The following is a 12,609-nucleotide window of genomic DNA, read 5'->3' on the forward strand; positions in this document are numbered from 1 at the left end:
TATGTGATGCGGCTCCGCCGCGTGGGCGCGACCAGCCACAACCGGCCCGCACCCGAAGAGCAACGCACCCCCTGGCGCACTCACCCCCGCGGCGCCAACGCCCCCCACCGCACCGTGACCTCCCCCTGCCGCCACCGCCGCACATCATCGGCCAGCGGCCAGTCGACGGCCAGCGCGGAAACCGTCCGTATCCAGCGCTGCCGCGCGCTGAGCGAGGCGAAGGGCGCGGCAGCCGCCCACGCACGGTCGAAGTCCCGCAGGAACGCATGCACCGGCTCCCCCGGCACATTGCGGTGGATCAGCGCCTTGGGCAGCCGTTCCGCCAGGTCGGAAGGGGCGTCCAGGGAGGCCAGCCGGGCCGCGAAGGTGACCGTGCGCGGGCCCTCCGGCCCCAGCGCCACCCAGACATGCCGGCGGCCTATCTCATCGCAGGTCCCCTCCACCAGCAGCCCGTCCGGCGCCAGCCGCCCGCACAGCCGGTCCCAGACCGCGGCCACCTGGTCCTCGTCGTACTGGCGCAGCACATTGGCCGCCCGTATCAGCAGTGGCCGGCGGCCCGCCGCCAGTGGCACCTCGAAGCCGCCATGCGCGAAGTCGAGCCCGTCCCGCCGGTAGGGGAGCGCGGCCGCCACCCGGGCCGGGTCTATCTCCACCCCGACCACCGCCGCATCCGGCCGCACCCGGCGCAGCCGCCCCAGCAGTTCCACCGCGGTCCAGGGCGCGGCGCCATAGCCGAGGTCCACCGCGACCGGATCCGCGGAGCGGCGTAGCGCGCCCTGGTGGGCGGCGGCTATCCAGCGGTCCATCCGGCGCAGCCGGTTGGGATTGGTGGTGCCGCGCGTCGCCGAACCGATCGGTCGGTGGGGCACGGGCGTACGAGCGGGCATGCTGGAGAGGGTACGGGGCCGCGGCGAAAACCGGACGCGTATCACTCTTCGGTAACGCAGGAAATGGGAGCCCGCCTCCGGTGTGTTGCAGCGTTGGGAAGCAGGCCCCTGTGCCCAGGCGGATGGAGAGGACACGAACGGTGAGCCAGTACGCGAACAGGCTCCGTGCCCGTACACCAGGCCGTACCCCAGGCCCCTTCGCCACATCGCAGCTCCTGCGCCGTGCGACGGCCCGCAAGCCGCGCCGGATCGCGATGCTGAGCGTGCACACCTCGCCGCTGCACCAGCCCGGCACGGGCGACGCCGGCGGCATGAACGTCTATATCGTCGAGCTGGCCAAGCGGCTGGCCGCCCTGGGCATCGAGGTGGAGGTCTTCACCCGGGCCACCACCGGCGCCCTCCCGCCCAGCGTGGAGCTGGCCCCCGGGGTGCTGGTGCGGCATATCGACGCCGGCCCCTACGAGGGCCTGGCCAAGGAGGAGCTGCCCGCCCAGCTGTGCGCCTTCACCCATGGGGTGATGCAGGCCTGGGCCCGTCACCGGCCCGGCCACTACGACCTGGTGCACTCGCACTACTGGCTCTCCGGCCATGTGGGCTGGCTGGCCGCGGAGCGCTGGGGCGTGCCGCTGGTGCACGCCATGCACACCATGGCCAAGGTCAAGAACGCGGCGCTGGCGGAGGGCGACCGTCCGGAGCCGGCTGCCCGGGTGATCGGCGAGACCCAGATCGTCAGGGCCGCGGACCGGCTGATCGCCAACACCGCCGATGAGGCCCGGGAGCTGGTGCACCACTACGACGCCGACCCGGACAAGGTCGCCGTGGTGCACCCCGGCGTCAATCTGGAGCGGTTCCGGCCGGCCGACGGCCGACGGGCCGCCCGGCAGCGGCTGGGGCTGCCGCAGGACGCGCTGGTGCCGCTGTTCGCCGGGCGGATCCAGCCGCTGAAGGCCCCCGATGTGCTGCTGCGCGCGGTGGCCGTGCTGCTGGAGCGGCAGCCCTCGCTGCGCTCGCGGATCGTGGTGCCGGTGGTGGGCGGGCCCAGCGGCAGCGGGCTGGCCAAGCCGGAGGAGTTGCAGAAGCTGGCGGCCCGGCTGGGCATCGCGGATGTGGTCCGCTTCCGGCCGCCGATGGACCAGGAGCAGCTGGCGGACTGGTACCGGGCGGCCTCGGTGCTGGTGATGCCCTCCTACAGCGAGTCCTTCGGGCTGGTGGCGGTGGAGGCGCAGGCCTGTGGCACACCGGTGCTGGCGGCCTCGGTGGGCGGGCTGCCGGTGGCGGTGCGGGACGGGGTGAGCGGCTTCCTGGTGGACGGGCACCGGCCGGCCGACTACGCCACCGCACTGGCCCGGTTCACCGACGAGCCGGCGCTGACCGAGGCCATGGGGGCGGCGGCGGCCGAACACGCCCGCTCCTTCGGCTGGGAGTCCTCGGCCGTGGCCACCGCCGAGGTGTACACCGCGGCGATCGCCGCCCGGCGGCTTCGCCTACGCTCGGGACATGTCTGACGCCAAGACCGTTATCGAGCGGACGCTGCGCGAGGCCGAGCTCGAGTGGGAGAGCCCGGCCGACGGGTCCTATGTGGTGAAGCTGCCCGGCACGCACAAGCTGTCCACCACCGTGTCGCTGATCGCCGGCCGGCACTCCCTGTCCGTCAACGCCTTTGTGGTGCGGCGTCCGGACGAGAACCACGAGGCGGTGCACCGCTGGCTGCTGGAGCGCAACACCCGGCTGTACGGGGTGGCCTACGCGGTGGACCGGCTCGGCGACATCTATCTGGTGGGGCGGCTGCCGCTGGCGGCGGTGACGCCGGAGGAGGTGGACCGGCTGCTGGGGGTGGTGCTGGAGAACGCGGACGGCGCCTTCAACACCCTGCTGGAGATGGGCTTCGCCGGCGCCATCCGCAAGGAGTACGCCTGGCGGACGGCGCGCGGTGAGTCCACCCGGAACCTGGCGGCCTTTGAGCGGCTGACCCGGGACGTGGAGTCAGACTGAGGCCGGGTCGGGCTCGGCCGCCGCCTTGGGCGCCGGGGTGATCCGGTCGTTCCCGGGCGGCAGTTCACGCATCAGCAGGGTGTATCCCGCGGCGGCCACGGTGCCCAGCACCGCGCAGCCGGCCCACAGGGTGTCCGGACCGAAGTGGTCGATCACGGCGCCGCCGGCCAGGGGCGAGACCAGGCCGGCCAGCGTCCAGGAGAGCGAGAACACGCCCTGGTAGCGGCCCCGGCCATGGGTGGGCGAGAGCCGGGCCACCAGGCCGGTCTGGGTGGGGGAGTTGATGATCTCGCCCAGGGTCCAGATGCCCACGGTCAGCATGTAGAAGGGGATGGAGCCGGCGACCGCGGTGAGCCCGAAGCCATATCCGGCGAGCAGCGCCGAGACCGTCAACAGCCGTTGTGGGCTGCGGTGTTCGATGAACCGGGTCACCGGGATCTGCAGCGCCACGATCAGGAAGCCGTTGACCGCCACCACGGTGCCGTAGTCACCGCTGGACAGCCCGTCGCGGCCCATGGTCACCGGCAGCGCCATCGACATCTGGTTGAACAGCAGGGCGATCAGGAAGGCCAGCCCGGTGACGCCCATAAAGCGGCCGTCGCGCAGCACGGTGCCCAGGCTGACGGCCTGTTGGTCCTCGGCGGTGTCACCTGCGGTCCGGTCCGGGCGGGTCTCCGGGATCCTGAAGAAGCACAGGGCGGCGCACAGCAGCAGCATCACCGACTCGGTGGCAAAGCCGATGCGGTAGCTGATCTCGGCCAGGAAGCCGGCCGCCACCGAGGCGAAGGCCCAACCCAGGTTGAGCGCCCAGTAGTTGAGGGCGAAAGCGCGCATCCGGTCCTCCGGGCGCACCACATCGGCCAGGATGGCCTGCACGGCCGGGCGGGAGGAGTTGCTGGTCAGGCCCACCAGGAAGGCGACGGCGGCGATGGCCGCCGGCTGCTGGACGAAGCCCAGCGCGGCCACCGTGAACGAGGTGCTCAGCTGGGCGAGGAACAGGGTGGGCCGGCGGCCCAGCCGGTCGGCCAGAACCCCGGCCCCCACCGAGGCGATCACCCCGCCGAGCCCATAGAGCGCGGCCACCAGGCCGGCATAGGAGGCGGAGAAGCCGCGCTCCTGGGTGAGGTAGAGCGCCAGGAAGGTGGAGACAAACGCACCCAGCCGGTTGACCAGCGTCGATGTCCATAGCCACCAGAACTCCCGGGGCAGCCCCGAGATGCTCTCCCTCGCTGCCCGGCCGACGCGCGCTATCACCGATGCCCCCTGATGTAAGTGGTGTGTCCGTGATGAGGACCTTACGGGAGCTGGCGTGTGCACGCCATTGAATTGACGGTTCCGGTCAACTGACGGGGGCGGCGCCACCCACGCGGTCGTTTAGGCTCAAAGGCATGGCCGACGCACCGTACAAGCTGATCCTCCTCCGCCACGGCGAGAGCGAGTGGAACGCCAAGAACCTGTTCACCGGCTGGGTGGACGTCAACCTCAACGAGAAGGGCGAGAAGGAGGCCGTCCGCGGCGGAGAGCTGCTCAAGGACGCCGGCCTGCTCCCGGACGTGGTCCACACCTCCCTCCAGAAGCGCGCCATCCGCACCGCGCAGCTGGCCCTGGAGTCCGCCGACCGCCACTGGATCCCGGTCCACCGCACCTGGCGGCTCAACGAGCGCCACTACGGCGCGCTGCAGGGCAAGGACAAGGCCCAGACCCTGGCCGAGTTCGGCGAGGAGCAGTTCATGCTCTGGCGCCGCTCCTATGACACCCCGCCGCCGGCCCTCGAGGACGGCAGCGAGTTCTCCCAGGCCCACGACCCGCGCTACGCCTCCATCCCGCCGGAGCTGCGCCCGCGCACCGAGTGCCTCAAGGACGTCGTGGTCCGCATGCTGCCGTACTGGTACGACGGCATCGTCCCGGACCTGCTGACCGGCCGCACCGTCCTGGTCGCCGCGCATGGCAACTCGCTGCGCGCCCTGGTCAAGCACCTGGACCAGATCTCCGACGCGGACATCGCGGGCCTGAACATCCCCACCGGCATCCCGCTGTACTACGAGCTGGACGCCGACTTCCGGCCGGTCGTCAAGGGCGGCACCTACCTTGACCCGGAGGCCGCCAAGGCCGCCATCGAGGCCGTGAAGAACCAGGGCAAGAAGAAGTAAGCCCCATGGATCAAGCCCCCTGCCCGCGGTTTCGCCGCGAGCGGGGGGCTTTCGGCGGTCCGGGGCCGGCTCCGGGCCGTCCGGCCGTGGTCGCTATGCGGTGCCGTCGTCCGGGCCGCGCAGCGTGAACCAGCCGATCCTGCGGCCGGACAGCCAGATCAAGCCCAGGTACAGGTCCGGGCCGACCTGTCGGATCTCATCCCGTACGCCTCCGAACACCAGGGAGGTGCGGGAGTAGTCGATGACCGTGCACTCCTGGTCGTCCAGCAGGCTCGGGCCGGGCCCGACCTTGGCGACGACGGCCAGGATGTCCAGCGGGGTGAGCCGGTTGCTGAGGTGGCCGTCCGGGCTGAACACCTTGCCCCGCCACCAGATCAGACGCACCAGATCGTCGAGCAGCCGCGCTCCCGCCGGCCCTGCCCCGGGGATGATCGTCCGGCCCTCCATCGGCCCTTTGGGGATCTCACCCGCCGGGCTCTGGCGGAACAGCTCCTCAAGCCGCTGATCGTCGGCGTTGACCAGTTCAGCCTCTGTCGTCATCACGGTCTTCCTCGGCCGGGCAGCCCCCGCGGCCATGGCCGCTGCCTCCATCGTGAACCCTTCCGGCGCGGCTCACCACCAGGGGCAGCGGGCAAAGGCCCCCGGCCGAAGCGGCCGGGGGCCTTCCTGTGAGAGACGTGAGTGATGAGGTGTGCTGTTGCTCAGCCGCGGGCGATCAGCCGCAGCCGCCGCCGCACTGGCAGGATCCGCCTTGCTGGCAGCCGCAACTGCAACCGGGTCCGCACTGACAGCCGCTCATTCGGTACCTCCTCGACAGGTGGTCCATCTCTGCCCAGTCAAAGGGCAGCACGCCTCGAGCGTCAATGCTCCGCACGTACGTATGTCCAGGTGTGAGGAGGGCGCACGGGAGCATGTGCCTGCGCTACGGTGCCTCGTTCGCGCCGGGCTGCTGGAGGTCGTCCGCGTGCTCGCCGGTCACCAGGTAGACCACCCGCTTGGCCACCGAGACCGCGTGGTCGGCGAAGCGCTCGTAGTAGCGGCCCAGCAGGGTCACATCCACCGCCGTCTCGATGCCGTGCTGCCAGCGGTCGTCCATCAGGTGCTGGAACAGCGTGCGGTGCAGCAGGTCCATGGCGTCGTCGTCCTGCTCCAGCTGGAGCGCCAGGTCGACATCCTTGGTGATCAGCACCTCGCCCGCCTTGGCCATCAGCCGCTGGGCGAGCTGGCCCATCTCCAGCACCGTGGAGTGCAGATCGCGCGGCACCGCCCGCTCGGGAAAGCGCAGCCGGGCCAGCTTGGCCACATGCTGGGCCAGGTCACCGGCGCGCTCCAGGTCGGCGCTCATCCGCAGCGAGGTCACCACGATGCGCAGATCGGTGGCCACCGGCTGCTGCCGGGCCAGCAGCGCGATGGCCCGCGCCTCCAGGTCGTGCTGAAGGCCGTCCACCTTGGCGTCGCCGGCGATGACCGCCTCCGCGAGCTTGAGGTCCGCGTCGAGGATCGCCGTGGTGGCGCGCCCGATCGCGGAGCCGACCAGCCTCGCCATCTCGACCAGGCCGTCGCCGATCGAATCCAGTTCCTCGTGGTACGCGTCCCGCATTTGCCTTACCTTCTCCCGCACTCATGCAGCAACAGCCGGTGGCGGGGGAGTGCTCGGAGCCCGCCCACGGTGCCACGTTCCGGCCCCAACGCGACGGGCACCGGCCCCCGGAGTGAACCGGCACCGACACCAAGGTGAACTCTCGGCAACGGATGTTCGAGGTGCCACCCATTTGGCTGTGGGCGTGTCCTTGCAGCCGCATAACCTGGATGCCATGAACGTGGATGCGGCGGTCGCCGCGGCGGCCGGTCTCGCCGGCCTGTGCACCGGTGTGATCGCCATGCTGGCGTTCCGCTGGAGCGAGCGGGACCAGGCCCGTCCCACCCGCAGCTCCCTGCACACCGACGCGGTGCTGCCACCCGGCGTGGACACCGTGCTCTCCGTGCTGCGCTCCTCCGCCGTGGTCCTGGACGAGGCCGACACGGTGGTCAAGGCCAGCTCGGCGGCGTACGCCCTGGGCCTGGTCCGCGGCGGCAAGCTGGCCGTGGAGCCGATGCTCCAGATGGCCCGGGACACCCGCCGGGACGGCGAGATACGCCAGGTCGAGCTGGACCTGGCCCGGCGCGGCACCGGCCGCGGCGACGCGCTGGCGGTCTCCGCCCGGGTCGCCCCGCTCGGCTCCCGCCTGGTCCTGCTGCTGGTCGAGGACCTCACCGAGGCCCGCCGTATCGAGGCCGTCCGCCGGGACTTCGTGGCCAATGTCAGCCATGAGCTCAAGACGCCGGTGGGCGCCCTGTCCCTGCTCTCCGAAGCGGTGATGGACGCCTCCGACGACCCCGAGGCGGTCAACCGCTTCGCCGGCCGGATGCAGATCGAAGCCACCCGGCTCACCAACCTGGTGCAGGAACTGATCGACCTCTCCCGGGTGCAGAACGACGACCCGCTGGAGGACGCCGAACCGGTCCGGGTGGACGAGCTGGTCGCCGAGGCCGTCGACCGCTGCCGCCACCAGGCCGGCACCAAGCAGATCGCCATGGCCTCGAATGTCCGGGCGCCCGAAGGGTCCGACCGGGGCAGTGGCGGGCGACGGGCGGGCGGCACCGCCGGCCTGACCGTCTGGGGCAACCGCAGCCAGCTGGCCGCCGCCCTGGGCAACCTGGTGGAGAACGCCGTCAACTACAGCCCCGCCCGGACCCGGGTGGGCATCGCCGCCCGCCGGGTGGCCGCCCCGGGCGGTGACCTGATCGAGATCGCCGTCACCGACCAGGGCATCGGCATCTCGGAGAAGGACCGGGAACGGATCTTCGAACGGTTCTACCGGGTCGACCCGGCCCGCTCCCGGGCCACCGGCGGCACCGGCCTGGGCCTGTCCATCGTCAAACACGTGGCGGCCTCGCACGGCGGCGAGGTTACCGTCTGGAGCGCCGAAGGCCAGGGCTCCACCTTCACCCTGCGGCTGCCCCAGGCGGGCGCCGGCCGGGACCGCCGCCACGACGGGGACCCGCTCCCCGTCGGGGAGCCCCTCTCATGATCCGCCGCAGCACCCAGTGACCCCCCACGTACCACCAGACCCGACCGGAGGTCATCCCGTGACCCGAGTGCTCGTCGTAGAAGACGAGGAATCCTTCAGCGACGCGTTGTCCTACATGCTCCGCAAGGAGGGCTTCGAGGTCGCCATCGCGACCACCGGGCCCGACGGGCTGGACGAGTTCGAGCGCAATGGCGCCGACCTGGTGCTGCTCGACCTGATGCTGCCGGGACTGCCGGGCACCGAGGTCTGCCGCCAGCTGCGCGGCCGCTCCAATGTGCCCGTCATCATGGTCACCGCCAAGGACAGCGAGATCGACAAGGTGGTCGGCCTGGAGATAGGAGCCGACGACTACGTCACCAAGCCCTTCTCCTCGCGCGAACTGGTCGCCCGCATCCGCGCCGTGCTGCGCCGCCGCGGTGAGCCCGAGGAGGTCGCCCCCGCCGCGCTGGAGGCCGGCCCGGTCCGGATGGACGTGGACCGCCATGTGGTCACCGTGGCCGGCGGCAAGGTCGACCTGCCGCTCAAGGAGTTCGACCTGCTGGAGATGCTGCTGCGCAACGCGGGCCGGGTGCTCACCCGGATGCAGCTGATCGACCGGGTCTGGGGCGCCGACTATGTCGGGGACACCAAGACGCTGGATGTGCACGTCAAGCGGCTGCGCGCCAAGATCGAGCCGGACCCGGGGGCGCCGCGCTACCTGGTCACCGTGCGCGGCCTCGGCTACAAGTTCGAGCCGTAAGCCGTAGCGGCCGGACAACGGGCGAGGGCCCGGAAGCGGATCGCTTCCGGGCCCTCGCTCTGTGCGCGTTTACTGGTGCGCCGGCGCCGAGGGGGTCTGCTTGCCCTGGGGCGTGCCGGACGGCTTCATCGAGGGCGCGCCGCTGGGCTTGCCCGCCGGGGTGCTCGGCTTGCCGGACGGCGTGGTGGCCGGGGCGGAGGGCGCCTCGGAGGGGCCCCACTCCTTGAAGTAGCTCTTGGCCGGGTAGACGAAGGCGCTGATGCGCACCTCGCCGGTGGTCTTGAAGCCGAAGGCCAGCTGCACCTGTCCGCCGTCGTTGAGCCCCTGGCGGTCCGGCAGCACCGCGGAGGCGTTGCCCTTGCCGCCCAGCAGCACCGAGCCATGCGCCGGGACCATCAGCGGGCCGGAGCCCTGGGCGGGGCTGAGCTTGATGGTGGTGCCCTGGCCGACCACCTTGATCGACTGCAGCTCCTGGGCGTCCTTGCCGTTGTTGAAGACCTGGCCGGTGATCACGGCCGGGCCGGCACCCATGTCCGGCTGGGTGATCACGGTCATGTTCTGCAGCTTGATGTCGCCGACCGCGGTCGCCGCGTTGTCCGGCTTGACCTCAAGGGTCTGCGAGTCGTTCCCCGCCGCGCAGGCGGAGAGCGTGGCGATCGAGAGCACGAGGGCGGTGGCGGCGAGAGCGCCGCGTCGAAGGCTGCTGCTCACGGCGGCGGCATCTCCTTGGACGAAGTCGAAGTAAGGGGTGTGTCAGCGCGCTTAGGTTACCGAGCCGTCGAGAGCCCGCCGCACCCGACCCGCCCCTGAGAGGATCACCCGCCCCCCGCCGTCCGTACGGCCGGAATTCATCCCCGCACCGAGAAGAAGAGCGGGAAGCGGCCGGCGGTCATGCGAAGACGGGGCGGGCGGATTATCAACAGGAGAATGTGAACGGACATCGGAACGCGTTCTCGGAATTGATCAAGCGCGCCTTGATCAATTCCGTAATCCGCCTCGAGAACATCCGGAGCGCCTCGAACGGAGTACCGGAAGTCCGCCGACCGGACCCCGGCAAAACGGGACGTTCCCTCGCTCGCGGGGCCGCCCCGGTGCGTGTAACGTGCCCGTTTCGCCCGCCCCGGACAACCGCTCCGACCTGCGAATACCCGCTTCCGGAAGCCTCCCTCAGCACGTCACGGCCGCTGTTGTCAAGCCCCGAGATATGCCCTGACCTGCGGAAACGCCATTCAGAACGGGCACTTCCCGTGTTAGACTGGATAGCCACGGAAGGGGTACCTGTCACATGACGTTCAAGGTTGGCGACACCGTGGTCTATCCCCATCACGGGGCCGCGCTGATCGAGGCCATCGAAACTCGCCAGATCAAAGGCGTGGACAAGACCTACTTGGTGCTGAAGGTCGCCCAGGGTGACCTGACGGTTCGGGTGCCGGCGGACAATGCGGAGTTCGTCGGTGTTCGCGATGTGGTCGGCCAGGACGGGCTCGACCGGGTCTTCGAGGTGCTCCGCGCGCCCTACGCGGAAGAGCCGACGAACTGGTCCCGTCGCTACAAGGCAAACCTCGAGAAGCTCGCGTCCGGTGACGTGATCAAGGTCGCCGAGGTGGTCCGCGACCTGTGGCGCCGCGAGCGTGAGCGCGGTCTCTCCGCCGGTGAGAAGCGCATGCTCGCCAAGGCGCGTCAGATCCTGGTCAGCGAGCTGGCGCTCGCCGAGAACACCAACGAAGACAAGGCCGAGGCTCTGCTCGACGAGGTCCTCGCGTCCTGACGCACCGGTGCCGGACAGCTTGACGTCTGGACACTCGACGTAGAAGTGCCGCGGTGCCCGCGCAATGGCCGAAAGCCATTGGACGGGCGCTGCGGCATCTCTGCTCAAACGTGGTATTCCGGACCGGGCGGCAGGACCAGTCGTCACGGAAGGGGCTGGTCCGAGCGGATCGCCCGGCACTTTGAGGCAATACCCAACTCGGCCGAGGAAGCAAACCTGAACGCCAACGCAATGTCTGATCGAGTCGAGACTTCCCCCTCACGCACTGCGGCGGTCATCCCGGCGGCGGGCCGCGGAGTCCGGCTCGGCCCGGGCACTCCCAAGGCTCTGCGGGCGCTGAGCGGTACGCCCATGCTGGTGCACGCGGTGCGCGCCATGTCCGCCTCCCGGGCCGTCTCGCTGGTTGTGGTGGTGGCCCCGCCGGACGGTGCCGCCGAGGTGCGCACCCTGCTGGACGAGTTCCCCCTGGCGGGTGACCGCACCGAGGTGGTGGTGGTCCCCGGGGGTGAGACCCGGCAGCAGTCGGTGCGCCTGGGTCTGAAGGCCGTGCCCGACGACTACGGCACTGTGCTGGTGCACGACGCCGCCCGGCCGCTGGTGCCGGTGGACACGGTGGACGCGGTGGTGACCGCGGTCCGCGAGGGAGCGCCGGCCGTGGTGCCCGCCCTCCCGCTGGCCGACACCGTCAAGCAGGTGGAGCCCGGAATCGGCCCGGAGCCGGTGGTGGGCACCCCCGACCGCGCGGTGCTGCGCGCCGTGCAGACCCCGCAGGGCTTTGAGCGCCACACCCTGCTGGAGGCGCACGAGCGGTATGCGCACGCCGCCCTGGAGGGCGAGGGCGCCACCGACTGCGCCGGACTGGTGGAACGGATGGGTGTTCCGGTGGTCGTGGTGCGCGGCCATGAGGAGGCGTTCAAGGTGACCCGGCCGCTGGACCTGGTGCTGGCCGAGGCCGTGCTCGCCCGCCGGAGGGCCAACGATGGCTTCTGAGACCCCGCTGCCCCCGCTGCCCCTGATCGGCATCGGCACCGATGTGCACGCCTTCGAGGAGGGCCGTGAGCTGTGGTGCGCGGGCCTGCTCTGGGCGGACGCCGGCCATGGCCTGGCCGGGCACTCCGACGGCGATGTGGCCGCGCATGCCGCCTGTGACGCGCTGTTCTCCGCCGCGGGCCTGGGTGACCTGGGCGCCCACTTCGGCACCGACCGCCCCGAGTGGTCCGGCGCCTCCGGGGTCACCCTGCTGGCCGAGGCGGCCCGGATCGTGCGCGCGGCCGGGTTCGGCATCGGCAATGTGGCCATCCAGGTGATCGGCGTACGCCCCAAGATCGGCAAGCGGCGCGAAGAGGCCCAGCAGGCGCTCTCGGCGGCCGTGGGCGCCCCGGTGTCGGTCTCCGGCACCACCACCGACGGGCTGGGCCTGACCGGCCGCGCCGAAGGGCTGGCGGCGGTGGCCACCGCTCTGGTGTTCCGTGGCGGCACCACCGGCTGACCCTTCTTCGGTGACGGTCCCTGTCATACGGTGACCGTGAACCGACGTGTCGTCAGGCGCGCCCGTGGCGGCGCCCGGCGCTGAAGGAAGGATCCGGATGGTGTCTGCCGAGCTCTCGGACGACCTGAAGAAGTTCCTGGACGACAGCCCCGTCTTCGCCGTGGTGGCCACTCTCCAGCCGGACGGCAGCCCCCAGCTGTCGGTGGTGTGGATCAAGCGGGACGGCGACGACCTGCTGATCTCCACCACCGTGGGCCGGCGCAAGGAGAAGAACCTGCGCCGGGACCCGCGCGTCACGGTCATGATCAACCCGCATAACGCGCCGTACACCTATGCCGAGATCCGCGGCTCGGCCACCCTCACCACGGAGGGTGGCCAGGAGCTCATCAATGAGCTCTCGCGGAAGTACACCGGCAAGGACTACGCCGACTTCAACCCGGCGGCCGGGGAAGACGCCGAGCGGGTGGTGGTGCGCATCACCCCGCGGAAGGTCGTCGGCTCGCTCTGATGGGC

The 12,609-nt window shown here is 71.1% G+C and carries 14 protein-coding genes; 9 read left to right on the plus strand and 5 right to left on the minus strand.

Annotated elements, in window-relative coordinates; genetic code table 11:
• Window positions 1–80: 80 nt before the first annotated feature.
• On the minus strand, window positions 81–887 hold the full coding sequence (locus ACIHFE_RS16965) for a class I SAM-dependent methyltransferase (RefSeq protein WP_400107204.1): 807 nt from the start codon (window positions 885–887) through the stop codon (window positions 81–83).
• 140 nt (window positions 888–1,027) lie between these two features.
• Here ACIHFE_RS16965 and mshA point away from each other — a divergent pair, with 140 nt between their 5' ends.
• The gene (gene mshA, locus ACIHFE_RS16970; RefSeq protein ID WP_400107206.1) at window positions 1,028–2,392 is read left to right on the plus strand and encodes a D-inositol-3-phosphate glycosyltransferase; all 1,365 of its coding nucleotides are present in this window, start codon (window positions 1,028–1,030) and stop codon (window positions 2,390–2,392) included.
• Window positions 2,385–2,879: a YbjN domain-containing protein gene (locus tag ACIHFE_RS16975; protein WP_400107207.1), complete on the plus strand. Its 495-nt coding sequence runs from the start codon at window positions 2,385–2,387 to the stop codon at window positions 2,877–2,879. The genes mshA and ACIHFE_RS16975 overlap by 8 nt, the downstream gene beginning before the upstream one ends.
• Here the strand turns inward: ACIHFE_RS16975 and ACIHFE_RS16980 are convergent.
• Entirely contained in the window at window positions 2,871–4,133 is a 1,263-nt protein-coding gene (locus tag ACIHFE_RS16980; RefSeq protein ID WP_400107209.1) for an MDR family MFS transporter, read from the minus strand. The genes ACIHFE_RS16975 and ACIHFE_RS16980 overlap by 9 nt on opposite strands.
• Window positions 4,134–4,267: 134 nt before the next feature.
• On the opposite strand from ACIHFE_RS16980, the gene ACIHFE_RS16985 reads away from it, so the two are divergent.
• On the plus strand, window positions 4,268–5,029 hold the full coding sequence (locus tag ACIHFE_RS16985) for a phosphoglyceromutase (RefSeq protein ID WP_400107211.1): 762 nt from the start codon (window positions 4,268–4,270) through the stop codon (window positions 5,027–5,029).
• Window positions 5,030–5,122: 93 nt separating this feature from the next.
• Here ACIHFE_RS16985 and ACIHFE_RS16990 read toward each other — a convergent pair whose 3' ends face one another.
• Together ACIHFE_RS16990 and phoU are read right to left on the minus strand one after the other, a co-directional pair.
• Window positions 5,123–5,569 (minus strand): hypothetical protein, encoded by a 447-nt coding sequence (locus ACIHFE_RS16990; RefSeq protein ID WP_400107213.1) that lies wholly within the window; start codon window positions 5,567–5,569, stop codon window positions 5,123–5,125.
• 382 nt (window positions 5,570–5,951) lie between these two features.
• Entirely contained in the window at window positions 5,952–6,629 is a 678-nt protein-coding gene (gene phoU, locus ACIHFE_RS16995; RefSeq protein WP_400107215.1) for a phosphate signaling complex protein PhoU, read from the minus strand.
• 214 nt (window positions 6,630–6,843) lie between these two features.
• Between phoU and ACIHFE_RS17000 the strand changes: the two genes are divergently transcribed.
• Window positions 6,844–8,100 (plus strand): sensor histidine kinase, encoded by a 1,257-nt coding sequence (locus ACIHFE_RS17000; protein WP_400107217.1) that lies wholly within the window; start codon window positions 6,844–6,846, stop codon window positions 8,098–8,100.
• Window positions 8,101–8,158: 58 nt separating this feature from the next.
• A complete protein-coding gene (locus ACIHFE_RS17005) occupies window positions 8,159–8,839 on the plus strand; it encodes a response regulator (RefSeq protein WP_400107219.1) in 681 nt (226 codons plus the stop codon).
• A 69-nt stretch (window positions 8,840–8,908) separates the two neighbouring features.
• On the opposite strand, the gene ACIHFE_RS17010 is transcribed toward ACIHFE_RS17005, so the two are convergent.
• Window positions 8,909–9,550 (minus strand): DUF461 domain-containing protein, encoded by a 642-nt coding sequence (locus ACIHFE_RS17010; RefSeq protein ID WP_400107221.1) that lies wholly within the window; start codon window positions 9,548–9,550, stop codon window positions 8,909–8,911.
• Between the two features lie 574 nt (window positions 9,551–10,124).
• Here ACIHFE_RS17010 and ACIHFE_RS17015 point away from each other — a divergent pair.
• The 4 genes from ACIHFE_RS17015 (at window position 10,125) to ACIHFE_RS17030 (ending at window position 12,604) form a co-directional block, all read left to right on the plus strand.
• Window positions 10,125–10,607, plus strand: a complete 483-nt coding sequence (locus ACIHFE_RS17015) for a CarD family transcriptional regulator (protein WP_003953493.1) — start codon at window positions 10,125–10,127, stop codon at window positions 10,605–10,607.
• A gap of 231 nt (window positions 10,608–10,838) precedes the next feature.
• Complete coding sequence (gene ispD / locus ACIHFE_RS17020) at window positions 10,839–11,597, plus strand: 2-C-methyl-D-erythritol 4-phosphate cytidylyltransferase (protein WP_400107223.1); 759 nt, start codon at window positions 10,839–10,841, stop codon at window positions 11,595–11,597.
• The gene (ispF, locus tag ACIHFE_RS17025; RefSeq protein WP_400107225.1) at window positions 11,587–12,096 is read left to right on the plus strand and encodes a 2-C-methyl-D-erythritol 2,4-cyclodiphosphate synthase; all 510 of its coding nucleotides are present in this window, start codon (window positions 11,587–11,589) and stop codon (window positions 12,094–12,096) included. Before ispD ends, ispF begins: the two co-directional genes overlap by 11 nt.
• Window positions 12,097–12,196: 100 nt before the next feature.
• Window positions 12,197–12,604 (plus strand): PPOX class F420-dependent oxidoreductase, encoded by a 408-nt coding sequence (locus ACIHFE_RS17030; protein ID WP_400108011.1) that lies wholly within the window; start codon window positions 12,197–12,199, stop codon window positions 12,602–12,604.
• Window positions 12,605–12,609 lie beyond the last annotated feature (5 nt).

Origin of the sequence: Streptomyces sp. NPDC052396 (assembly GCF_044593195.1) — a bacterium.
Taxonomy (GTDB): Bacteria; Actinomycetota; Actinomycetes; order Streptomycetales; family Streptomycetaceae; genus Streptomyces.

Coding starts and splice junctions, on each gene's coding strand:
- ACIHFE_RS16965 (WP_400107204.1), bottom strand. CDS start 887: ATGCCCGCTCGTACGCCCGTGCCCCACCGACCGATCGGTTCGGCGACG.
- ACIHFE_RS16975 (WP_400107207.1), top strand. CDS start 2,385: ATGTCTGACGCCAAGACCGTTATCGAGCGGACGCTGCGCGAGGCCGAG.
- ACIHFE_RS16985 (WP_400107211.1), top strand. CDS start 4,268: ATGGCCGACGCACCGTACAAGCTGATCCTCCTCCGCCACGGCGAGAGC.
- ACIHFE_RS16990 (WP_400107213.1), bottom strand. CDS start 5,569: ATGACGACAGAGGCTGAACTGGTCAACGCCGACGATCAGCGGCTTGAG.
- phoU (WP_400107215.1), bottom strand. CDS start 6,629: ATGCGGGACGCGTACCACGAGGAACTGGATTCGATCGGCGACGGCCTG.
- ACIHFE_RS17000 (WP_400107217.1), top strand. CDS start 6,844: ATGAACGTGGATGCGGCGGTCGCCGCGGCGGCCGGTCTCGCCGGCCTG.
- ACIHFE_RS17015 (WP_003953493.1), top strand. CDS start 10,125: ATGACGTTCAAGGTTGGCGACACCGTGGTCTATCCCCATCACGGGGCC.
- ispD (WP_400107223.1), top strand. CDS start 10,839: ATGTCTGATCGAGTCGAGACTTCCCCCTCACGCACTGCGGCGGTCATC.
- ispF (WP_400107225.1), top strand. CDS start 11,587: ATGGCTTCTGAGACCCCGCTGCCCCCGCTGCCCCTGATCGGCATCGGC.